Annotated in this window: 19 protein-coding genes; 4 read left to right on the top strand and 15 right to left on the bottom strand. The window is 72.3% G+C overall.

Translation table 11 applies throughout. The features are described from left to right. The first annotated feature begins 82 nt into the window (after window positions 1-82). Window positions 83-733 (top strand): TetR/AcrR family transcriptional regulator, encoded by a 651-nt coding sequence (locus ACQP00_RS03445; protein ID WP_433214155.1) that lies wholly within the window; start codon window positions 83-85, stop codon window positions 731-733. Between the two features lie 186 nt (window positions 734-919). On the opposite strand, the gene ACQP00_RS03440 is transcribed toward ACQP00_RS03445, so the two are convergent. The 12 genes from ACQP00_RS03440 to ACQP00_RS03385 form a co-directional block, all read right to left on the bottom strand. Next, on the bottom strand, window positions 920-1,858 hold the full coding sequence (locus ACQP00_RS03440; protein WP_433214152.1) for an endo alpha-1,4 polygalactosaminidase: 939 nt from the start codon (window positions 1,856-1,858) through the stop codon (window positions 920-922). Further along, window positions 1,855-2,478 (bottom strand): spherulation-specific family 4 protein, encoded by a 624-nt coding sequence (locus tag ACQP00_RS03435; RefSeq protein WP_433214149.1) that lies wholly within the window; start codon window positions 2,476-2,478, stop codon window positions 1,855-1,857. Before ACQP00_RS03435 ends, ACQP00_RS03440 begins: the two co-directional genes overlap by 4 nt. Beyond that, window positions 2,475-3,917, bottom strand: a complete 1,443-nt coding sequence (locus tag ACQP00_RS03430) for a hypothetical protein (RefSeq protein WP_433214146.1) — start codon at window positions 3,915-3,917, stop codon at window positions 2,475-2,477. The genes ACQP00_RS03435 and ACQP00_RS03430 overlap by 4 nt, the downstream gene beginning before the upstream one ends. Continuing rightward, window positions 3,914-5,344: a GT4 family glycosyltransferase PelF gene (gene pelF / locus ACQP00_RS03425; protein ID WP_433214143.1), complete on the bottom strand. Its 1,431-nt coding sequence runs from the start codon at window positions 5,342-5,344 to the stop codon at window positions 3,914-3,916. The genes ACQP00_RS03430 and pelF overlap by 4 nt, the downstream gene beginning before the upstream one ends. A gap of 6 nt (window positions 5,345-5,350) precedes the next feature. Then, the gene (locus ACQP00_RS03420) at window positions 5,351-7,357 is read right to left on the bottom strand and encodes a hypothetical protein (RefSeq protein ID WP_433214140.1); all 2,007 of its coding nucleotides are present in this window, start codon (window positions 7,355-7,357) and stop codon (window positions 5,351-5,353) included. A 31-nt stretch (window positions 7,358-7,388) separates the two neighbouring features. After that, complete coding sequence (gene galE, locus ACQP00_RS03415; protein WP_433214137.1) at window positions 7,389-8,351, bottom strand: UDP-glucose 4-epimerase GalE; 963 nt, start codon at window positions 8,349-8,351, stop codon at window positions 7,389-7,391. A gap of 176 nt (window positions 8,352-8,527) precedes the next feature. Then, window positions 8,528-9,919: a diguanylate cyclase gene (locus ACQP00_RS03410; RefSeq protein ID WP_433214134.1), complete on the bottom strand. Its 1,392-nt coding sequence runs from the start codon at window positions 9,917-9,919 to the stop codon at window positions 8,528-8,530. A gap of 519 nt (window positions 9,920-10,438) precedes the next feature. Further along, window positions 10,439-11,419 carry a porphobilinogen synthase gene (hemB, locus tag ACQP00_RS03405; protein ID WP_433214131.1) on the bottom strand — a complete coding sequence of 327 codons (981 nt, stop codon included), beginning with the start codon at window positions 11,417-11,419 and terminating at the stop codon, window positions 10,439-10,441. 18 nt (window positions 11,420-11,437) lie between these two features. Further along, complete coding sequence (locus ACQP00_RS03400; RefSeq protein WP_433214128.1) at window positions 11,438-13,021, bottom strand: uroporphyrinogen-III synthase; 1,584 nt, start codon at window positions 13,019-13,021, stop codon at window positions 11,438-11,440. Next, window positions 13,005-13,895 (bottom strand): hydroxymethylbilane synthase, encoded by an 891-nt coding sequence (gene hemC, locus ACQP00_RS03395; RefSeq protein ID WP_433223668.1) that lies wholly within the window; start codon window positions 13,893-13,895, stop codon window positions 13,005-13,007. The genes ACQP00_RS03400 and hemC overlap by 17 nt, the downstream gene beginning before the upstream one ends. A gap of 35 nt (window positions 13,896-13,930) precedes the next feature. Then, window positions 13,931-15,229: a glutamyl-tRNA reductase gene (locus ACQP00_RS03390; RefSeq protein ID WP_433214125.1), complete on the bottom strand. Its 1,299-nt coding sequence runs from the start codon at window positions 15,227-15,229 to the stop codon at window positions 13,931-13,933. Beyond that, window positions 15,226-15,948 (bottom strand): redox-sensing transcriptional repressor Rex, encoded by a 723-nt coding sequence (locus ACQP00_RS03385; protein WP_433214122.1) that lies wholly within the window; start codon window positions 15,946-15,948, stop codon window positions 15,226-15,228. Before ACQP00_RS03385 ends, ACQP00_RS03390 begins: the two co-directional genes overlap by 4 nt. 394 nt (window positions 15,949-16,342) lie before the next feature. Between ACQP00_RS03385 and ACQP00_RS03380 the strand changes: the two genes are divergently transcribed. Together ACQP00_RS03380 and ACQP00_RS03375 are read left to right on the top strand one after the other, a co-directional pair. Continuing rightward, a complete protein-coding gene (locus tag ACQP00_RS03380) occupies window positions 16,343-17,644 on the top strand; it encodes a sensor histidine kinase (protein WP_433214119.1) in 1,302 nt (433 codons plus the stop codon). 20 nt (window positions 17,645-17,664) lie between these two features. After that, window positions 17,665-18,309, top strand: coding sequence for a response regulator (locus tag ACQP00_RS03375; RefSeq protein WP_433214116.1), 645 nt, complete (start codon window positions 17,665-17,667; stop codon window positions 18,307-18,309). Between the two features lie 116 nt (window positions 18,310-18,425). Here ACQP00_RS03375 and ACQP00_RS03370 read toward each other — a convergent pair whose 3' ends face one another. Genes ACQP00_RS03370 through ACQP00_RS03360 form a run of 3 tightly spaced genes read right to left on the bottom strand, consistent with a single transcriptional unit; the run spans window position 18,426 to window position 20,829 of the window. Next, complete coding sequence (locus ACQP00_RS03370; protein ID WP_433214113.1) at window positions 18,426-19,079, bottom strand: HAD family hydrolase; 654 nt, start codon at window positions 19,077-19,079, stop codon at window positions 18,426-18,428. Continuing rightward, on the bottom strand, window positions 19,076-19,315 hold the full coding sequence (locus tag ACQP00_RS03365; protein ID WP_433214110.1) for a glutaredoxin family protein: 240 nt from the start codon (window positions 19,313-19,315) through the stop codon (window positions 19,076-19,078). The genes ACQP00_RS03370 and ACQP00_RS03365 overlap by 4 nt, the downstream gene beginning before the upstream one ends. Next, window positions 19,312-20,829 (bottom strand): AMP-binding protein, encoded by a 1,518-nt coding sequence (locus ACQP00_RS03360; RefSeq protein WP_433214107.1) that lies wholly within the window; start codon window positions 20,827-20,829, stop codon window positions 19,312-19,314. Before ACQP00_RS03360 ends, ACQP00_RS03365 begins: the two co-directional genes overlap by 4 nt. 485 nt (window positions 20,830-21,314) lie before the next feature. Here ACQP00_RS03360 and ACQP00_RS03355 point away from each other — a divergent pair, with 485 nt between their 5' ends. Further along, on the top strand, window positions 21,315-22,241 hold the full coding sequence (locus tag ACQP00_RS03355) for a sigma-70 family RNA polymerase sigma factor (protein ID WP_433214104.1): 927 nt from the start codon (window positions 21,315-21,317) through the stop codon (window positions 22,239-22,241). Window positions 22,242-22,408: the final 167 nt, after the last annotated feature.

Genomic DNA, 22,408 nt, shown 5'->3' with positions numbered 1-22,408 from the left:
CATACTTTGGTTCGCCGATGCCCGAACTTTTGCTGGAGCAGCTAAAAGCCACGAAAACGATCGCGGCGAATATGCTGTAGCCATGGGGGCTCAGGGGGGACTGCGCAGCGATGCCGAGCGCAACCGGCGACAGTTGGTGGAGACGGCGAAAGTGGTCTTCGCCGAGCGTGGGCTGGGTGCGCCGCTGGACGAGATAGCCCGGCGGGCCAAGGTCGGCAACGCCACGCTGTACCGCCGCTTCCCCAGCCGGGGCCTGCTCGTCGCCGCGGTGTTCGCCGACGCACTGCAGGACGTCGTCGACGCGACCGAACGGGCGCTGAAGGTGGCGGACCCCTGGGAGGCGTTCGCCGAGCACCTCACGTTCCTGTGCGAGGCCCAGGCGGGCAACCGCGCGTTCGCCGATCTGCTGGTGGCGATCGCGTCCGCGGTACCGGAGCTGGAGAGCCTGCGCGGCCGCGCCTTCCAGGGACTGGCCGAGCTGATCGACCGCGCCCGCGCGGCGGGAGTCCTGCGCCCCGACTTCCAGCACACCGACGTGGTGCCGGTGCTGATGGCCAACGCCGGCCTGGCCGAACGAACCGCCGAACACGCCCCCGCAGCCTGGCGGCGCCATCTCGGCTACACCCTCGCCGGCCTGAGAGCACCGAGCCAGACCATAACCGCCCCGTCCGACCACGTCGGCATCCTGCGCGCCATGCACACCCTCGCCGAAAGAAACGGACTGACAGGCTAGGGCCCAGTTCCAACACAACCGCTGCGAGCAGAACCCGGTGCGGTCTTGAGGGGGTGTGGGTGGAGCGAAGCTCCCCCACCGCTTTTCAGGACATTCGACGGTCCAACCCCGCCGCCAAGGCGCCCATACAGCGGGCCACCTTCCGCTGCCCTAAGACCCCGAACAGAAGACCCCGCCGAAAAAGAGCTAGCAAGACTCGCGCCAGGCGTCGAGGTCCAGCTTTTTCTTCATTGACGAGAAGCGCAGTGGCTTTGTTTTGCCGCAGAAGGTACCGGTGGAGCCTTCGTATTCGACATGGAAGACGGGCTTGCCGGCGTCGGTGAACACCTTGAGGTCGTCGCACTCGTCGTAGTGCGCGCACTCCTCGTTGACCGCGAAGTCGAAGGCCGGTGCGAGCGCCGCGGCCTGCTCGACGTCGTTCTTGAGCCCCACCCCGAGGCCGGTACGGTGGGCCAGATCAGCCACCCGCCGGTTGAAGGTCAGCTGGTCGGCCGCGGTGAGCGGGAAGCCGCTGCTGTTGCTGTAGCCGTCGACGTTGTCCGGCTCGACGGCGTCGAAGCCCTTGTCCCGGCACTGCTTGAAGCGGGCCGTCAGGAGCGGCTCGAGCACGTCCCAGCGGCGGATGTCCAGCCACTTCTCCCCCGGCCAGCCGTCCAGGCCCTTGCCCTGCACGGACTCCGGGAAGTTCTTGGCGTCGGAGCGGAAGTCCTCGTGCGCGCCTACGTTGACGTAGCAGATGACGTGCCGGCCGGCCGACTTGAGCGCGGCCACGTCGGAGGCGGCGGTGTTGGCCCCGTCGACGTCGTACACCTCGGCCGGCACGGACTTGTCCAGGGTCCCGGTCAGCTGCCACTGCCAGCTCATCCCGACCGCCGGCTTCCACCAGCCGCCGGGTGGCGGGGGCGGGGCGGCGGTGCCGGACGGGCCGGCCGACGCGGACGGGGACGCCGAGGCGGAGCCGAGCCCGTCCGCATAGGACGGTCCGACCCCGCCGGTGCCCGGGGCGTGCGAGCCGGGCCCGCCGAGGTCGCGCCCGTGCTGGTCGCCGCCGGTGCAGGCGGCGGCGTAGAGCACGGCCACCGCGACCAGGCCGAGCAGCAGCCCGCGCAGCCGCCGGGAACTCACCGCGCCGCCGCCCGGGCCCGCAGCGAGCTCGGGACGCCGTGGTACGGCAGCGGCGCCGCCAAGTCCGTCACCAGCCCGTGCCCGGCCCGGCGCAGCAGCATCGCGCCCGCCTCGCCCAGCCGGGCCGTCGGCACCCCGTAGACGAGGTGCGCGGCGTTGGACCAGTCGCGCTCGGCGGGCATGGCGGCGTAGGTCTCCCATGACCCCTCGAACGTACACACCACGTCGGCGAGGGCGGCGTACCCGGGCAGGCAGCGGGTGCCGGGGTTGAGCACCACCGAGCCGCGGACCGCCCGCACGACCTGGGTCACGTAGGCCAGCCCGGCCGCGTCGGACGGGACCTGGTCGAAGAAGATGCCGCCGACCGGGTACTGCGACCAGCCCACGATGTCGCACCAGACCTCGCCGTTGGCCCGCTCGCCGTAGCCGAGGTCGACGTAGCCGAGCATCCGCACCCCGGCCTCGTGCAGCCGCGCGGTCGCGGCGGTGTAGACCTCGTCGCGGCCCGCGCCGGGTCCATTGTGGACGTTGACGACGGTCCAGCACGCGCCGCCGCGGGGCAGCGCGTCCCACGCCTCGGGGTCGACCAGCGGGTGGACGTACAACGGAAGCAGCATCATTCTCGGTAACTCTCCGGATCGCGCAGGACCAGCGCGGCGACGGCGAGACCGGGCAGGCCGGCCCCGAGCAGCGTCGCCACGGCGAGGGTTTCGGTGAACGTGGGCGCCACGTGGACCAGGGCCGGAGCCCAGTGCCCGACGCCCGTGACGAGCAGCGCCGGCCACCACACGACGATCGCGGCGGTGCCGGCGCGGCCGTGCGAGGCGAGCACCAGGCACAGCGCGTAGACGGCCATGAGCAGCACGGCGGCGGCGAAGGACTGCCCGCGGGCGAGCAGCCCGGACCACACCGCGCCGGCGATGGCCGCGCCCACCACGACCGGCACGGCGAGGACGGCCACGGTGCCGGCGCTGATCCGGCCCAGCCGGCGGTCGAAGGCGAAGCGGTCGGCCAGATTCGCCCGGGCGGCGGCGATGCGGCGCTGGTGCCAAACCAAAGTCAGTTCCATCAGCGGTACCCCGAGCAGCAGCGGCACGGCCTCCAGCGGCACCCGGTGCGGGGCGATCCCGTCCAGCGCGACGGTGCGCAGCAGCGCCGCCTGGCCGGTGCCGACCAGCCCGTAGAGGGCCGCGTAGCCGACGTCGTGCCGCCACGAGCGCCAGCGCCGGCGGGTGATCCGGCGCGCCGCGCGTTCCCGCAGGACCGGCCAGTACGCGACCGCCACGAGCACCGCCACGCAGGCCAGCAGCACCCCGACGGGCAGCCCGAAGCGCAGCCCGGCGGTCGCCACCCAGCAGGGCGCGACGGCCCCGATCACCACCCGCTCGCGGTTGGTCACCAGGGTCACCCCGGCCACCGCGAACAGGGCGAGCTGGACGGCGGCGACGACGTACGCGCGGCTGCCCTCGCCGACGAGCACCAGTCCCCACAGCGCGGCCAGGGCCAGGAAGCCGGTGCCGAGCAGCCGGGCGGCGGCGGTGCGGCCGCGCTCGGACAGCGCGCGGTAGCCCAGGTAGGACAGGGCCTGCCCGCCGCCCCAGCCGAGGATCAGGGTGCCGGTGGTGGCCAGGGCCGGCACACCGTCCACTTCGGACGACGCGCCGATGCCGATGGCGAGCGGGGTCAGGTAGATCAGCGCCCGCATGAGCGTGTCGGCGACCACCTTGCCCGCGCTCGGGCCCTCGGGCGGGATCGGCCGGAACTGCTGGGTGTCGGCCGCGTCGAGGGTCCGGGCGACGACGCGGCCGGCGAGGGCGAAGACGGACTGCTCGCCGTACTCGCGGTCGGCGACCCGGTCGTTGATGCCGTTGGCCTCCAGGATGGCCGCAATCTCGTCGATGTCGACGGCGCCGAGGCAGTCGTCGCGCATCTTGTCGGCGAGCGCGGCGACCGGATCGGTGGCGACCCGCCCGACATAGCGCAGCGGCTCCGGACGGTCCAGTTCGCTGGGCCGGGCGCGCCGCTGTGCGGGCACCACGACCAGCGAGTCACCGCTCACGCCGACACCAGGTCCACAGTGGACCCGCACAGGGCGCGGTAGCGGGCGCGGTACGCGGACAGGCAGCGGTCCAGGGTGTGCTCGGCCAGGGCCTGCTCGCGTCCACTGTGGCCGATCGTGGCCCGGAACTCGGCCGAGGACAGGAACGCCACGCACGCGGCGGCGAACGCGGCCGGGTCGCGCGGCGGCACCACGAGGCCCGCGTTGCCGACCGCCTCGGCCACCCCGCCGACGTCGGTGCTGACCGTGGGCCGGCCGCACATCATCGCCTCCAGCACGGTGTACGGCATCCCCTCGGAAATGCTCGACAGCGCCGCCACCTGGCCCACGGCGAACGCGTCGCGGCTGGTCCGGCACGGCCCGGCCCAGGTCACGGCGGCGGTCAGGCCGAGCCCGGCGGCGACCGCGCGGCAGTCGGCGGCGTAGGACTCGTTGCCCTCCGGGACCGGGCCGGCCAGGTGCAGGCGGGCGTCGGGGATGGACTCGCGGACGATGGCGAGCGCGCGGATCAGCGTCTCCAGGTCCTTGAGCGGGTCGATCCGCCCGACCCAGGAGATGACCGGCTCGTCGGGCTCGCCGGTCAGCGGCGGGAAGCGGTCCGGGTCGACGCCGTTGCCGATGACCGCGAGCTTGGCCGGGTCGGCGCCGTGCCGCACCGCCCACCGCGCGTTGAAGCCGCTGACCGGGGTGACCAGGTCGGCCTCCCAGTACGCGAGCCGCGCCAGGGCCCGGTGGAAGCGCAGCAGCGCCGTCTTCACCCCAGGCGACTGGGCGCCGGCGGCGAGGTAGCGCTCCCGCAGGTACACCCCGTGCTCGGTCATCATGAACGGCACCCCGAGCCGCCACTTCGCCGCGAGGGCGACCATCGCCGAGAGGCCGTTGGCGTTGGCGTGCACGAGCTGGGCGTCCTCCGGCAGCGGCGCGGCCAGCGGGCGGAGGGCGTGCTCGAGCAGTACCGCGGCCTCGTCGGCCTCGCGCAGGGTGAGCCGGGGCAGCCGGATGCCGTCGCCGGCCGCCCGCGCCCACGCGTCGAGCAGGATGTCGCCCAGGCCGGCCCCGGCGAGCGGATGGCGGCCCACCCGCCGGCCGAACCGGGTCCGCCCGACGGCCAGGTCGGCGAGGGCGCGCAGGCCCTCGGCGAACAGGACCAGGTCGGCCGCCGAGTCGCCGAGCATGCCGCGGCACAGCAGCCCGGCGGCCCGTTCGGGGCGGCCGCGCGCGGGGCGGGCCGGGCCCCAGACCGGCACCGCGCGCAGCGACCGGACGTTGCCGGGCAGCTCGATCGCGGGCCGGTCGGGCTCGGTCCCGACGATGGCGACCAGGTCCCACTCCACTTCGGACAGTCCGCGCACCAGCTGGTCGCACCAGGTGGTGACGCCGCCGGTGGCGTACGGGTAGGTGCCTTCGTTGACGAGGACGACGCGCACGGCGGCTCAGCTCACCCGCAGCGTCTGCTGGCCGTTCTTGCCGAAGCTGCGCCACGCCGAGCGCTCGCCGCCGTAGGCCTCGCCGAACGCGCCGCCGCCGACCTCGAGGCCCAGCAGGGAGGCGCTGACCACGGTGGTGCCGCTCGGCATCGTCATCGGCACGTCCAGCGCGTTGCCCTTGTTGGTGACGGTGACCTTGCCGTCGAGCAGGTACGCCTCGATCTGGCGGCTCTGCACGGCGGCCGTCCACGCGGACTGGCGCCGGTTCTGCAGCGCGGACTCGGCGAACTTCGGGTTCACCACCGGGGTCGCGGTGGTGTAGGTGTTCCGGTAGCGGGCGAGGACGGCGTCCAGTACGGGGTACAAGATGCGGTCCTCGGCGAGATTCGACTGGTGCGCGTAGTGCGGGGCCGGGTTGGCCGACACCACGTGGTCGTAGGCGATGCGGCTCTCGATCGGCACGATGTAGTTCGCGAACCCGCTCGCGCCCAGCGGGCTGATGCACGTCGAGGCCGGGTTGTTCTCGCAGATGCCGCTGCCGCCGTCGGCCGCGCTGGTGTACAGCCAGTTGTACTCGTCGACCTCCTCGGCGACGGTGGCCACGTTGTAGTAGATGTTCATCGGGAACCGCGGCACCGTCGTCGCGCTGCCCACGGTGCGGGCGGTCTGCTCGCGGGAGGCGTCCGAGGCCACGTACTTGACCCCGTTCGCGGTGAGCGCCGGCGCCAGGTTCGGGTTGTCGGCCGGCATCTGCGGCAGCGTCTTGAGGCCCGAGTGCTCGCCGGTGACCAGCTCGCTCGCGTCGATCGGGATGCCCTTGGACTTCGCCCAGTCGACGTTCTTCTTGATCTGCGCCGAGATGTCGGCCTGCGACACCCACTGCCCCGTGCACTTCCAGGGGGTGACCGAGAAGTCCTGCACACAGCCGAGATACGGGTGCTCGTACGTGTGGTTGATGAAGCGGAACTGCGCCTTGTTCGCCACGACCGCCGCCGTGAGCGGATCGCCCGCCCCGGCCTCGACGCTGCCGCCGCCGTTGAACACCACGTCGAGCTTGACGCCACGCGCGTTCTGCCAGGTGACCAGGGCGTTCACGTCGTCCTTGGTCATCCGGACGGTCTGGTTGTAGGGCTGGACGGTCGGATCCCGCTGGGGGTTGCAGTCGTCGCCGACCGTGCAGTTGTGCACGGTGTCCCAGCGGTCGTCGGGCAGGAAGACGTCGTCCACGTGCACGCTGAAGTAGTTGCGCGTGTAGCCGAGGTGGGTGCCGCGGGTCAGCCAGGTGATCAGGCCGTGCCCGAGTTCCAAAGCATGCGTCTGGTACCGGTTGGCCGCCAGCGTCACCACCAGCTCTTCACGGCCGTCGTGCGCGTACACGCCCATGAGCGAGCCGGTCGCGCCGCCGCCGGGCTGGGCGCCGGTGACGAGCGGCGTGAAGGTCGCGCCGGCGGGGGCGGCGGACGCGCCGAGGTACCCGAACGACTCCGAAACGGTCGGATCGCGGTCGTCGACCGGCACGGCCCCCTTGAGGTAGCCGAACCCGCCCGCCTTGCCGGCCTCGGTGACCTGCATGGTGGCGCCGTCGAGCACGCCGCTCCAGGCGTTGGTGAGCCCGACGTTCGAGCCCGCGAAGGTGTACGCGTCGATCTGGCGGACCTTGAACTCCCGCTCGAAGTCGGCCAGCGCGGTCGCCTCGGCCCCGGTCACCGACAGCTCGTTGGGCACGATCACGCCCTGGTACTTGGCCCGGCGTACCCCGCTGACGGTGTCGGCGAGGTAGGCCGCGGTGATGACCGGGCGGCCACCGGCGGTGAGGTCGAGCACGTCGTAGGGGACGCCCTCCCGGTCGAGCTGGGCGCGAAGGGTGTCGATGCCGGTGCCGGCGTCGTCGAGGACGAGCACGCGCAGGTCGATGCGCTGTTTGGGGGCGGCGGCGGCCAGCGCGGGCTGGGCGAGGGCGATGCCGGCGAGGCCCAGCAGGGCCAGGGCGCCGGCGACGATCCGGGACTTCAAAGTGCTGTGCTCCTCTTGGGGGTCAAGAAACTCAGGCGGCTTTGGCGACTTCGGCGATCGAGCTCGTGACGATCGCGTGCAGGTTGTGGCGGGCCCGCCAGCCGAGGCGGGCGCGGATGCGGGCGGCGCTGGCGACGACCGCGGCCGGGTCGCCGAGCCGGCGCGGGGCCTCGTCGTAGGGCAGCGGTCGGCCCAGGGCGCGGCCGACGGCGGCGATCATCTGCAGCACCGACGCGCCCTCGCCGCGGCCGACGTTGAGCACCTCGTCGCGCAGCTCGTCGGCGGCCAGGGCCAGGGCCGCGCGGACGTGGGCGTCGGCGATGTCGGCGACGTGCACGTAGTCGCGGACGGCCGTGCCGTCGGCGGTCGGGTAGTCGGTGCCGTAGACGGTGGCCGGGATGCCCAGCCCGGCCGCGCGCAGCAGGCGGGGCACGAGGTTGGTGCCGCCCTCGTCGCGCAGGTGCGGGGCGGCGGCGCCGGCGACGTTGAAGTACCGCAGCGCGGCCCACCGGAACCCGCCCCCGGCCGCCGCGTCGCGCAGCATCCACTCGCCGATGAGCTTGGTCCGGCCGTACGCGTTGGCGGGCTCGGTCGGGTCCTGCTCGCGCACCGGCGAGCGGCGGGGCGTGCCGTAGACGGCGGCGCTGGAGGAGAACAGCACCGAGCGGGTGCCGGCGGCGGCCACGGCGGCCAGCACCGCGCGCAGGCCGTCGAGGTTGTCCTGGTAGTACCGCAGCGGGTGGGCGGTCGACTCGGCCACGTCCTTGCGCGCGGCGAGGTGGATCACCCCGTCGGGCCGGTGCCGGAGGAACGCCTCCCGCATGGCGGCCCCGTCGCGGACGTCGGCCCGCAGCAAGGGCACCCCGAACGGCACGCGGGCCGCCCGGCCGGTGGACAGGTCATCGACGACAATGCATTCGACGGCCGCCTCTTGCAGGGCGGCGACGACGTGCGCGCCGATGTAACCGGCGCCTCCGGTGACGAGCCATCTCACGATCAGCGCAACGAGGGCCCTCGCACCCGATCGGGGAACTGTCGTGTTCCTGACACTTCGCCGAGGCCGGATTTCACCACTGCGGGGCCGTTACCAGGGTCGTGAACTGCAGGAACAAGTTTGCGGCCGAGCCGGGGCGGGTGAAGTCACGACACGCCCAATATGCCCGAAATGAGTTAAGCGGCCACCCGGTCGCGACCGCCCCGCTTGGCCGCGTAGAGCTGCCGGTCGGCCAGGTCGTAGAGGTCCCGCCCGGTCATCCCGGCGGCCGGCGCGGCCACCCCGATGCTCAGCGTCACGCGCAGGCCGGGCGCGAGCTCGTTCCAGTCCCGGGCCCCGATCACGGCCCGAATGCGGGCCCCGATGCGGGCGGCCGTGCCCAGGTCGCACCGCAGGAACAGGGCGAACTCGTCGCCGCCGAGGCGCACCGCGACGTCCTCGGGCCGGCAGTGGGCGCGCAGGACCGCGGCGACCTCGCGTAGGACGCGGTCGCCGGTGCCGTGGGAGTACCGGTCGTTGATGCCCTTGAACCGGTCCACGTCGACGAGCACCAGCACCACCGAGCCGAGGTCGGCGTCGTCGAGCTGCCGGTCGAACTGGCGCCGGTTGCCCAGCCCGGTGAGCGCGTCCTGGGCGGCGACCCGGTCGGCCCGCGCCCTGGCTGCCTCCAGCTCGACCCGGCGCCGGGCCTGCTGCAGCATCGTGCGCCGCTCGTTGCGCAGCTGCCACAGGTAGCGGGCCTGGGCCCGGACCGCGCCGAACAGCGCGCCGGCCGCCTCCCCGGGCTCGGCCTCGGCGACCAGCCGGGCCAGCTCGAACTGGAAGATCAGCCGCTGCGAGCTCAGCGGCGCCAGCTCGGTCGCGGCCAGGAACTCCCGCCGGGCCGCGGCCCACTCGCCACGGTGCCGCAGCGCGATGCCGAAGGCCAGGTGGGCCAGCCGGGCCTCGTGCTCGTGCCCGCCGGCGCGCAGCGGCACGACGAGCGCGCCCGCGGCCGCCCGGGCCTCCTCGACGGCACCGGTCTTGACCAGCCCGAGCGCGAGCAGGACGGCGGCCAGCGGCGCGTCGGCCAGGTCGGCGTCGGCCTCGACCAGCGGCCGGACCAGCCCGACGGCCTTGGCGAACTTGCCGTCGGCCTCCTCGACCAGCCCGACGTGCTCCAGCCGCAGCCCCCACTCCAGCAGCAGCTCGGCCCGCTGCAGCTCGGCCGCGACCCGCTGGGCCGGATCGAGCGCGAACGCCTCCGTGGCGTAGGCGGCGGAGGAGTCGGCCAGCTCATAGAGCTCAGCGGCGCGGGCCGCCTCGGAGATCGAGGAGATGGCCGCCGTGTACCGCGGGTTGGCCAACGGCAGCCGGTCGAGCACGAGCAGAGCGTTGGCCAGCCGGTGCAGCCCCTCGTCGAGCCGGCCCAGCTTGATTAGGATCTCGGCGGTGTCAGCCAGCGCCCGGGCCTCCCCGCCGCGCACCCCGGCCGCCCGGTGCCGCTCGAGCAGCCGCTCACCGGTGGCCAGGGCCTCCTGCAGCCGGCCGAGCGAAATCAGCGCATACATGCGGCCCTGCCAGATCATGCCAACGGTCCGCTCGTCCCCAAACTCGCCGGCAATCCACTCCAGCCGGTCAGCCAGCGCAACGGCTTCCGCATTGCGGCCCTGCACAGTAAGTTCGTGCACCCGCAAGGCCAGCGGCTGAAGCGGCCCATAGGGGCGCACCGGAGCCGGAAGCCGCGTCATCGCCATGGACAAGAACTCGGCAAGCAACGAGCCAGGCTGAGCGGAAAAAGAGACGCGCTGCCGCGGATAAGAGCCGCTGCTCTGTTGAGGGGGTGTGGGTGGAGCTTGCTCCCCCACCGCTTTTCAGGACATTCGACGGTCCAACCCCGCCGCCAAGGCGCCCATACAGCGCTGAGACCTTCCGCTGCAAGGGCACCTCAGAGCAAAACCCTCCGCCGCACGTGCGCCCCAGGGCAAACCCTCCGCCGCACGTGTGCCAAAGGGCAAAACCCTCCGCCGCAAGTGCGCCCCAGGGCAAACCCTCCGCCGCAAATGCGCTAAAGGGGGCAACCCTTCGCTGCTCAAAACCCCAGAGCGCTATGTACGGCGCAACAGCCGCGCCGCCTCGGCCGCCCAGTAGGTCAAAATCAACTGGCCACCCGCGCGGCGGATTGAGGTCAGTGTCTCCAGGATCACTTTTTCGCGGTCGAGCCAGCCGTTGGCCGCCGCCGCCTCGACCATCGCGTACTCGCCCGAGACCTGGTAGGCGGCGACCGGCACGTCCACCATCTCGGCGACCCGGGCAAGCACGTCGAGGTACGGCAGCGCGGGCTTGACCATGACCATGTCCGCGCCCTCCTCGACGTCGAGGGCAACCTCGCGCAGCGCCTCGCGCAGGTTGGCCGGGTCCTGCTGGTAGCTCTTGCGGTCGCCGACCAGCGCGGACTCGACGGCCTCGCGGAACGGGCCGAAGAACGCGCTGGCGTACTTGACCGCGTAGGCCAGCAGCGAGACGTCGGTGTAGCCGGCCTTGTCCAGCGCCCGGCGGACCACGCCGACCTGGCCGTCCATCATCCCGGACGGGCCGAGCACGTGCGCTCCGGCCTCGGCCTGGGCGAGCGCCATCAGCTCGTACTGCCGCAGCGTGGCGTCGTTGTCGACCGAGCCGTCGGCGGCCAGCACGCCGCAGTGCCCGTGCGAGGTGAACTCGTCCAGGCACAGGTCGGCCATGACCACGGTGGCGTCGCCGACCTCGGCGACCACGTCGCGCACGGCGACGTTGAGGATGCCGTCCGGGTCGATGCCGCCCGAGCCGGTCTCGTCACGCGTCTCCGGCACGCCGAAGAGCATGATCCCGCCAACACCCTCGGCGACGGCCTCGGCCGCGGCCTTGCGCAGCGACTCGCGGGAATGCTGCACGACGCCGGGCAGGGAGCTGATCGGCCGCGGCTCGGCCAGCCCCTCCTTGACGAACATCGGCAGGATCAGGTTGGACGGCTGGACGTGCGTCTCGGCGACCAGCCGGCGCATCGCGGGTGTGCGACGCAGCCGGCGCGGCCGAACCTCGGGAAAACCCATCGGGAGTGACCCCTCTAACTAGCGAAACCTCAGGGCAGTAGGGCCCTGCACCTTAGAACCGCGGCGCTGCTTGGCAGGCATCGCGGCGAGCTTCTCGCGCAGTTCTACAGCGTAGCCCGCGAGCGCCTCGACCAGATCTCCCACCGAGGCATGTGCCGGCTGCACGTCGACCCGCAGGCCGAACTCGACAGCGGTGTCGGCCGTCTTCGGGCCGATCACGGCCACGACCGTGCGAGCGTGCGGCTTGCCGGCGATGCCGACCAGATTGCGCACCGTCGAAGAAGAGGTGAAGAGCACCGCGTCGAACCCGCCGGACTTGATCGCGTCGCGGATGTCGGCCGGCGGCGGGGCGGCGCGCACCGTGCGGTACGCGGTCACGTCGTCGACCTCCCAGCCCAGCTCGGTGAGCCCGGCGGCGAGCGTCTCGGTGGCGATGTCGGCCCGCGGCAGCAGCACCCGGCCGACCGGGTCGAGCACCTCGTCGTGCGGCGAGAACTCGGCCAGCAGGCCCTCGGAGGACTGCTCGCCGGTCGGCACCAGCTCCGGCACGATGCCGAAGCCGCGCACCGCCTCGGCGGTGGCCTCGCCGATGCAGGCGACCTTGACCCCGCCGAAGTGCCGGGCGTCCAGGCCGTGCTCGGCGAACTTCTCCCAGACCGCGCGCACGGCGTTGACCGAGGTGAAGACCGTCCAGGCGTACCGCCCGTCGACCAGCCCCTTGATCGCCCGTTCCATCTGGGCCGGGGTGCGCGGCGGCTCGACGGCGATCGTCGGCACCTCGCACGGGATCGCGCCGTAGGCCCGCAGCCGCTCGCTCATCGCGCCGGCCTGCTCCTTCGTGCGCGGGACGAGGACCTTCCAGCCGTACAGCGGACGGTTCTCCCACCAGCCGAGCTTCTCGCGCTGGGCCACCCCGGAGCCGAGGCAGAGCACCACGCGACCGGCGAACCCGAGCGCGGCGGCGACCATGCTGTCGACGCTGGAGGCCGAGCTGTACTGCGTCTCCCCCGTCCCGTCGCCCGTGATCGAGACCGGCGTGGCCGGGTCGACCCCGGCGGCCAGCAGCCCGTCGCGGACGGCGGCGAGGTCACCGGCGTCGACGGCCAGCGCGGACGAGCCGCGGGCCACGGCGGTGGCGATGGATTCGAAATCGACGGACTGCACGTCGTCGACGTCGGCGGTCACGCGTACGCCGGGCAGTGGCACGCCGGCGTAGGTGGCCACCCCGGCGGCCTGGCCGATGCCGGGCACGACCTCGAACGGCACCGCGGTGCGGGCGACGGCCTGCACCTCCTTGAGCACGGTGTCGTGGGCCAGCGGGTCGCCGCCGACGAGGTGGATCGCGTGCAGGCCGGAGCGGGCCGCGGACAGCAGCACCTTGGCGACGTCGCCGGGGGCGCCCTCGGCCGGGCTGAACTGGCACTCCGGGTCGGCCTCGGCGCGGATCGCGGCGAGCAGCGGCTCGGGAACGTTACGGTCGTGGACGACGTGGTCGGCGTTTACCAGCGCCTCATGGGCGCGGCGCGTCAGCAGGCCGGGGTCGCCGGGGCCGGCCCCGACGAAGGCGATCCGGCCGGTGCTGCCCTTACGGGTGCGGGTCATGCTGCACTCCCAGTGCGTTGTCGGCGCCTTCTTCGCGCAGGTCGCGGGCCAGGGCGCGGCCCACCTCCGCGGCGTCGGCGAGCGTTCCGGTGCGCGAGAGCCGGAGGGCGAAGCCGCCGTCCGGGCTGAACACCGCACCGCGCAGATAAATCTCCGGCCCCTCGTCGCCCTCGGCGACCTCGGCCAGTGCCGCGATCGGGGCGGAGCAGCCCGCCTCGAGCTCGGCCAGCAGCGCCCGCTCGGCGGTGACCGCCGCGCGGGTGTATTCGTCGTCGAGCGCGGCGAGGATCTCGCGCAGCTCGGCATCGTCTTCGCGGCACTCGACGGCCAGCGCACCCTGCGCGGGTGCGGGCAGCATCAGCAGCGGGTCGAGCACCTCGGTGGCCTCGCCGCCGCGCCCGAGCCGGGACAGCCCGGCGTGCGCGAGGACGATGGCGTCGAACTCGCCGTCGGCGAGCTTGCGCAGGCGCGTGTCGACGTTCCCCCGCAGCGGTACCGCGTGCAGCCGTCGGCCCAGCGCGTTGATCTGGGCGATCCGGCGCAGTGCCCCCGTGCCGATCCGGGCATCGTCGGGCAGCTCGTTGAGGGTCAGCCCGCCGCGGGCGACGAGCGCGTCGCGCGGGTCCTGCCGGCTCGGGATCGCGGCCACGACCAGGCCGTCAGCGCCGGCGGTGGGCAGATCCTTGTAGGAGTGGACGGCGAAGTCGATCTCCTTGGCCAGCAGCGCGTCGCGCAGGGCGGAGACGAACACGCCGACGCCGAGCTGCGGGATCGGGGCGCTCGAGCGGTCGCCGGGCGTGACGATCTCGACCAGCTCGACCTCGCGGCCGGTCCGCGCGCGCACGGCGTCAGCCACGGTCGTCGACTGGGCCATCGCGAGCGCGCTGCCCCGGGTGCCGAGCCTCAACGTCACGGGTGCACCTCGGAAGCCTCGGCCGGATTGATCTCGGCGGTGGGAACCTGCAGATCGAACAGCTCGCGCAGCGCCTGAGCATAAGCCTCGCCGCCCGGTGCCGCCGCCAGTTGGCGCACCCGGACGGTCGGTTGGTGGAGCAGGCGCTGGACGATCCGGTGAATGCTGTGGGACACCTCGGCCCGCGCGTCGTCGCCGAGCTCGGGGCAGCGCTGGGCCAGCCGGCGCAGCTCGGCCTCGACGACCTCGTCGGCCCGGGCCCGCAGCGCGGCGACGGTCGGCGCCACGTCGGCGCCGCGCAGCCAGGTGAGGTAGGCCTCGACCTCGGCCGCGACGATCTCCTCGCCCGCCCGCTCCTCCGCCTCGGCGGTGGTGGACAGCGACTCCGACAGCAGCTCGATGTCGACGAGCGTCACATTTTCCAGCTCGTGTACGGCCGGAGCAACGTCCCGCGGCAGCGCCAGATCGAGCACCAGCAGGTCGTGGCCGGCCCCGGCGAGCAGCGGAGCGTCGAGCACCGCGCCGGGCGAGGCGGTGGCGCTGACCACGATCTCGACCCGCTCCAGCAGGGTGGGCAGCTCGGCGAACGGCACCGCCTCGGCCCCGTGCAGCTCGGCCAGCCGCTCGGCGCGGGCGTGGCTGCGGTTGGTCACGTACAGCGGCGAGGCACCGGCGCGGCGCAGGGTGGCCAGCGACAGCGCGCCCATCGAACCGGCCCCGATGACGAGCGCGGGCCGGCCCTCGACCGGCGCGGTGGCACCCTGCCCGTAGGCGAGGGCGGCGCTGACGACGCTCTGCCCGGCCCGGTCGATCTCGGTCTCGGCGTGCACCCGCTTGCCGACCCGCAGCGCCTGCTGCAGCAGCTCGTGCAGGAGCCGGCCGGCCGTGCCCTGCTCGCCGGCGGTGCCGTAGGAGTCGCGCAGCTGGCCGAGGATCTGGGCCTCGCCGACGACCATCGAGTCCAGGCCGGCGGCGACGCGGAAGGCGTGGCGCACGGCGTCGGCCTCGTAGTGCACGTACAGCTGCGGGGCCAGCTCGCTCACGGCCAGCCCGGCCCGCGCCGCGAGCAGCCCGCCGATGTCGGCCAGGCCACCGTGGAACGCGGTGACGGCGGCGTAGATCTCGACCCGGTTGCACGTGGACAGCACCACGGCCTCGTCGACGTACGGCAGCCCGACCAGCTCGGCGAGCACCTGCGGCAGTTCGCCGGGGCTCAGCACGAGCTTCTCCAGCAGCGGTACCCCTGCCGTCCGATGGGAGAGTCCCACCACCAGCAAGTTGACGTTCCCGGTCACGATGCGACCTCCGCTTCGCCCCGTCCCGCCTTCGGTCCCGCCGGCAGCCCGGTGAGGGCCGACTTGCGGTGCTCGTGGAAGGACAGGATCTGCAACTCGATTGCCAGATCGACCTTACGCACGTCGACGCCGTCGGGGACGTTCAAGACACAGGGTGCGAAGTTCAGGACACTCGTGACGCCGGCCGCCACCAGGCGGTCGGCCACGTGCTGGGCGGCGTGCGCCGGAGTGGCGATCACCGCGATCGAGATCTGCTCCTGGTCGACGATCTCGGGCAGCTCGTCGATGTGCCGGACGACCAGGCCGTTGATCTGCTCGCCCACGCGGCCGAAGTCGGCGTCGAAGAGGGCGGCGATCCGGAAGCCGCGGCTGCCGAAGCCCGCGTAGCCGGCCAGGGCGTGACCGAGATTACCGACACCGACCAGCGCGACGGCCCGGCGGTGGGTGAGGCCCAGCACCTGCTCGATCTGGTCGATGAGCAGGGTCACGTCGTAGCCGACGCCCCTGGTGCCGGTGCGGCCGAGGTGGGACAGGTCCTTGCGGAGCTTGGCGGAGTTGACCCCCGCGGCCGCGGCCAGACCCTCCGATGAGACCGTGTCGTGCCCTTCCTCGCTGAGGTGGTGCAGGGCGCGCAGGTACTCCGGAAGCCTGGCGACGGTGGCCTCCGGCAGGTCCGGAAAGTCCGGTCCGTCCGTGGGGCCGGTGCGCTGCTGGCTCATGAGTCTCCGAGACGACGACGGCGGTGTACGAGGCCGCTCGCAAAGGCGGTTACTAGCTGTGCTAGCGGAGTTCGTCGTTGCAACAGAGTAGGCGCTTGTGAAGCCGTGCACAAATCGCGATCTTGAAGACTCGACGCCTACCACGTAGAGGTCAGCGCCCGCCCGTGCGGATCGCGTACGCGAGAAATGCCCCCGCGGCACGTGGTGCCCCCTTTCTCCGACGCGGTCGGCAGCGGGCGGGCGCTGTGGCAAGTATCCGGCAAATCCGACATTTGTCGCAGCCCAACACGCTTATGTAGCCAGCCTACACGTTTTTCCAGTAGGGCTGCCCCTACCATCAAGTGGCTGGACGGCGGGATGGGAGCGGAGGGCCGCGATGCCTAGCGTCGATGACATGACGACGACCATCACCCCGATCGGCCCCGGCCGCGTTTCCCGCATCTTCCGCCAGCTGGGCATCGACACGCAGTACGTGCTGCTCGGGTTCCCCCTGTCGATCATCACGATCGTGCTGTGCGTCACGGGGTTCTCCCTCGGCGTCGGGCTGGTGGTCCTCACCGTCGGCTTCCCGATCCTGTTCGCGACCGTCTTCCAGGCACGCGGATTCGCCACGCTGGAGCGCGCGCGGATCGGCCCGGTGCTCCGTACCCACCTTCCGCACCCGTACTACAAAAAGGCCGAGCCGGGCGCGGGCTTCTGGCGCCGCACGTTCGTCCCGCTCTCCGACGGCCAGTCCTGGCTGGACCTGCTGCACGGGGTGTTCCGGATCATCCCCAGCACGTTCGCCTTCGCGTTCGTGGTGGCCTGGTGGGCCGGCGCGCTGGGCGGCCTGACCACGGTGCTGTGGGACTGGTCGATCCCCCGCGGCCCCGACAACCAGGACCTGCCGGAGCTGCTCGGCCTGGGCAGCGGCACCGACACGCGCCTGCTGTTCCACACCGCCCTCGGCCTGGTCTTCGCCCTCACGCTGATCCCGGTGGTGCGCGGCGTGGCCCTGCTCGAGGCACTGTTCGCCCGGGCCCTGCTCAGCGGGGTCAACGAGCTGCGCGAGCGGGTCTACGAGGCCGAGCGCAGCCGGGACCGGGCCCGCGAGCAGACCACCGCCGCCGTCTCGGCCGAGGCGACTGCCCTGCGCCGGCTGGAGCGGGACATCCACGACGGCCCGCAGCAGCGCCTGGTCCGGCTGGCCATGGACCTGGGCCGCGCCGACCTGCAGTTCGACAACGACCCGGCGGCCGCCCGCGCGACCGTGGCCGAGGCGCTGGCCCAGACCCGCGAGACGCTGGAGGAGCTGCGCGCGCTGTCCCGCGGCATCGCCCCGCCGATCCTGGTCGACCGGGGGCTGCGGGCCGCGCTGACCGCCCTGGCCGCCCGCTCGATCGTCCCGGTCGACCTGGAGCTGCCCGAGGTGGGCCGGCTGGCCGCCAACGTGGAGACGACCGCGTACTTCGTGGTCGCCGAGGCCCTCACCAACGTGGCCAAGCACTCCCACGCCAGCGAGGTCAAGGTTTCGCTGCAGCGCTCGGCCTACGGGATGCTGGTCACGGTCGAGGACGACGGCGTCGGCGGCGCGAGCCTCGCCAAGGGCCACGGCCTGACCGGGCTGTCCGACCGGGTGAAGGCCTCCGGCGGCGAGCTCACCGTGACGAGCCCCCTCGATGCCGGCACCAAGCTCGTGGCCATCCTGCCGATCTAGTTGGCACTACTATCAGCCGCGTGCGCGTAGTCGTTGCGGATGATGCGGTACTCCTGCGCGAGGGCCTGGTGCGCCTGCTCACCGAGAGCGGCCACCAGGTCCTCGCCGCCGTCGGGGACGGCCCCAGCCTGGTCGAGGCGGTCGTCGAGCACCGGCCCGACGTGGCCATCGTGGACGTGCGGATGCCGCCGTCGCACACCGACGAGGGCCTGCGCGCCGCCGTCGAGGCCCGGGCCCGGGTGCCCAAGACGCCGATCCTGGTCCTGTCGCAGTACGTCGAGGTCTCCTACGCCGACGATCTGCTCGCGGATCGGGCGGGCGCGGTCGGGTACCTGCTGAAGGACCGCGTCTCCGAGGTGGCCGAGTTCCTGGACGCGATGCAGCGGGTCGCCACCGGCGCGACCGTGCTCGATCCGGAGGTCGTCGGCCAGCTGCTCGTCCGCCGCCGGCGCGACGACCCACTGCGCAGCCTCACCCCGCGCGAGCGCGAGGTGCTCGGTTTGATGGCCGAGGGCCGCTCCAACACCGCCATCGCCAGGAAACTGGTCGTCACCGACGGCGCGGTCGAGAAGCACGTCAAGAACATCTTCACCAAGCTCGACCTGCCGCCGGACGACGAGCAGCACCGCCGCGTGCTGGCGGTGCTGACCTATCTACAGGGCTAGGATCTGGTGTCTTCAAGCACCGAAAGGTGTTAGCGCTGTATGGGCGCCCTGGCACCGTTGACTACCATTCGATGTCCTGAAAAACAGTGGGGGAGCTTCGCTCCACCCACACCCCCTCAACACCGCACCGGGTCCTGGTTCGACATGGCCAGTTCGACTGCCTCGACCAGGGAGTGGGCGACGGGGAGCCCCGTTGCCTCCAGGAGCTTGCTGTCGGTGAAGCCGCCGGCGTACAGCACCGCCGTGCAGCCGTTGGCCAGCGCGGCGTCGCCGTCGTCGACCGAGTCGCCGATCATCACGACGTCGGCCGGGTTCAGCTCCAGCGCCTTGAGGTGGCGCTCCAGGTAGGTCGCCTTGCGGTGCCCGCCGATGGTGCCGGGCAGGCCGTCCACGCGGACCAGGCGCGCGCCCAGGCCGTGCCGCTCGACCTCGATCAGCAGCTCGTCGTGGAAGAACATGGAGAGCAGGGACTGGGTGCCGGGCCACTTCGCCATCGCCTCGAGCGCGTCCGGAACCAGTTGCACCTCGGCCATGCGCTCGCGGTACGCGTCGTGGAAGGCGTCGTCGAGCAGCTTGAACTCCACCTCGTCGACCGGGCGCTCCAGCACGTGGGCGTAGTAGTCGAGGATCGGCCGGCGGAAGTCGCGGCGGTGCTCCTCGGCCGTGATCACGGGGCCGCCGACGGTGGCCAGGCAGACGTTGGTGGCGTCGACGACGAGCTTGAGGTCGTCGAGGAGGGTTCCGTTCCAGTCCCAAACCAGGTGCTTCACCCGGGTGAGGATAGCGAAAGGTCCCGGCGCAGTCGCTCCTCTTCTACCCGCCAGTAACCGTGCTCCTTGCCGTCGAGGAGGAGCACCGGGATGCGGAAGCCGTACTCCTCCTCCAGCTCCTCGTCACCCTCGATGTCGACCTCTTCCCAGGGCTCGCCGACCCGGTCGAGCACCGTTTTGGCCTCGTCGCACAGGTGACAACCCGGCCGCGTGTACAGCGTGAGCCTCGTCGTCACCGCAGCGCCCCCTTGCGCACCTTGCCGGTGGCGGAGTGCGGCAGCTCGGCGACGAACTCGATCGCCGTGGGGCACTTGAAGCGGGCCAGGTTGCGCTCGCAGTGCGCGATCAGCTCCTCGGCGGTGACCTGCGAGTCCGGGACCCGCACGACGAGGGCCTTGACGGTCTGCCCGGTGTACGGGTGCGGCACCCCCAGCACCGCGGCCTCCACCACGGCCTCGTGGGCGGCCAGGACCGACTCGACCTCATGCGGGTACACGTTGAAGCCGCTGACGAGAATCAACTCCCCCAGGCGGTCCACGATGACCAGGTCGCCGTCCTCGTCGGCGTAGGCGACATCGCCGGTCGCCCACCACCCGTCCGCGCCCGGTCCGCCGCTGCCGTCCGGCCAGTAGCCGAGGAACAGGTTGGCCCCGCGCGCCACGATCTCACCCGGGTCAGTGTCGCCGTCCTCATCCTCCTGCACGTCCTCACCCGCGGCGTCGACGAGCCGGACCTCGACCCCGGGGATCGGCCGGCCGATCGAGCCGGGCTTGACCGCCGCGCTGGCCAGGGTGCTGGTCAGCACCGGAGCGGCCTCGGTCAGCCCATATCCCTGGTGTACGGGCCGTCCGGTCGCGTCCGCGAAGCGCCGTTCGGCCGCGGCGTCCAGCGGCGAGGCCCCGCACACCGCGAGCCGCACCCGGGACCAGGCCTCGGCCAGCCGCTCCCCCATGAGCGACCAGGCGATGAACATCGGCGGCACGCCGACCACCCCGGTCACCCCGTGCCGCTCGATCGCCTCCAGCGCGTCGGCCGGGTCGAAGCGCTCCAGCAGCACCCCGCAGGCGCCGTGGTACGCGACCGCACCGAGGCCGGAGTTGAGCCCGTACGCGTGGAAGAGGGGCACGGCCAGCAGCAGCACGTCGTCGGACTCGACCGGCGGCGGGTCGATGCTCGCCAGCTGCTCGTGGTTGGCCAGCAGCGCGCGGTGCGGCAGCATCGCCCCCTTCGGCGCGCCGGCGGTCCCGGACGTGTACAGCAGCACGGCCAGATCCTCGCCGCCCACCGCTTCGTCCTGAGTGAAAGCGGATCGCCCGCTGAGTAACTCGCCCAGGTTCTTGCCGAGCTGGTATCGGACCGCCGGCGCCGCCTCCCCGAGGGACTCCAGCACCGGCGCGGTGCCCACGAGGACGGCGGCGCCGGAGTCGGTCAGCACGTGGGTGAGCTCGCGCGCGGTGTACGCCGGGTTGACGGGCACGGCTATCAGGCCTGCTCGCAGTACACCGAAAAAGACCGCCGCGAACTCGGGGACGTTGGGCAGTGCGATGGCGACGCGGGGGCGGCCGTGCTCGTCGGCGGGCAGGCCCAGGGCGGACAGGCCGGCGGCCACGGCGTCCACCTGGCGGTCGAGATCGGCCCAGGTCAGCTCGGCATCGTGCGAGCGCAGGGCCGGGCGCTCGGCACCCGCGACGGCGGCCCGCCGCACGGCGTCAGCGAAGTTGCCGGCAGCTGAATTCGAATGCTCCTGCACGGTCGACGAGTCTTGCACAGCCCCGGCTCCGGCATCGAGACCCGGAGGGTGGGGGTGCGCGATCAGAAAGATCACCCGTCACCAATCACCCCCTTCCATGCCATCGTGCGTGCGGCATGACGGGAGCTCGATGGGCCGACCGTGAGAGGCCCGACACGCCGACTGAGTAAGAGACCACCCGAACGTGTGCAGGGGGCGTGAGATGCCGGGACACTCTGGGGCGGTTTACGTCCTGATTTACCGGTTTCGCGGCGTGTCGTACGGCGTGTCGTCGCGAAGTGACGGACAGCATGTGCGCCGGTCGCACACGGATCCGTGAACAGAATGTGCCCTCACATCAAGAGCCGCCCACACGCGGGTGACGCCGGACCTATTATCACCGAAGTCGACTCACCCCATTTGTTGCGAGTTGACACCCCTCACCCCGAGGAGGCCGAAGTGCCCGTGATCGCGCCGAATAGGCCCTTTGTCAGGGCTTACGAAGCATGAGCGGTTACCAGCACGTGTTCGAAGCCGAGCACGCACTCGCCGGTGGGCTGTCGATGCTGCGCGACTCCATGCGCGACATGTTCAGCACGGTGATCCGCGGTGACGGCGGCAGTGTGCCGCGCACCCGTGGCCGCCCCCACACCAACGAGGCACCGACCCGATCGGGTCCGGCTCCGAACGCCCGCCCCAACGCCGGCATCAACGGCAAGCCCGCCAACGGCGGCGCCGGTGCCGGGCTGCTGGGCGAGGAGACCGTGCCGATCCCGCAGGACGTGCTCAGCGGCGGCACGGACACGCTGACCGAGACCGGTCCGCGCGAGCCCGTCCCGCCGCAGCCGACGCGCCCCGACCGCGGGGACCCGGCCTCGGAGGTCTGGGCGCTCATCGAGCGGGCCCAGGCGGGCGACGGTGCGGCATTCGGGCTCCTCTACGACCGGTACTTCGACACGGTCTTCCGCTTCGTGTACTTCCGGGTCGGCAACCGCCAGCTCGCCGAGGACCTGACCGCCGACACGTTCCTGCGTGCGCTCAAGCGCATCGGCAGCTTCACGTGGCAGGGTCGCGACCTCGGTGCATGGCTGGTCACCATCGCCCGCAACCTCGTCGCCGACCACTTCAAGTCCGGCCGGTACCGGCTGGAGGTCACCACCGGCGACGTGCTCGACGCGGACCGGCCCGACCGGGGACCCGAGGGCAGCCCCGAGGCGGCCGTCATCGACCACATCACCAACGTGGACCTGCTCAAGGCGGTCAAGCAGCTCAACCCCGAGCAGCAGGAGTGCATCGTGCTGCGGTTCCTGCACGGGTTCTCGGTGGCCGAGACCGCGCAGACCATGAACAAGAACGAGGGAGCCATCAAAGCGTTGCAGTACCGTGCGGTGCGTGCGCTCGCCCGGCTGCTCCCCGACGGATTCCAGCCGTGACCGCTGTCACCTCCGGTTACAGTGCGCCCGCAGGCGCCGTAACCAGCCTCCGCTCTGCACCGTTGGTCCTGATGCGACCGTCGGCATGGCGCACGGCGGACGCGGTGGCCCACCATCCCGCTGCCCTTCCGCGCCTGAATGACGCGATCAGCGAAGGGGGGTGCCTC

Source organism: Dactylosporangium sp. CS-047395, from assembly GCF_050942185.1.
Taxonomy (GTDB): Bacteria; Actinomycetota; Actinomycetes; order Mycobacteriales; family Micromonosporaceae; genus Dactylosporangium.
The sequence above is the reverse complement of the archived record's forward strand: the minus strand, read 5'-3'. Positions and strand labels throughout refer to the sequence as shown.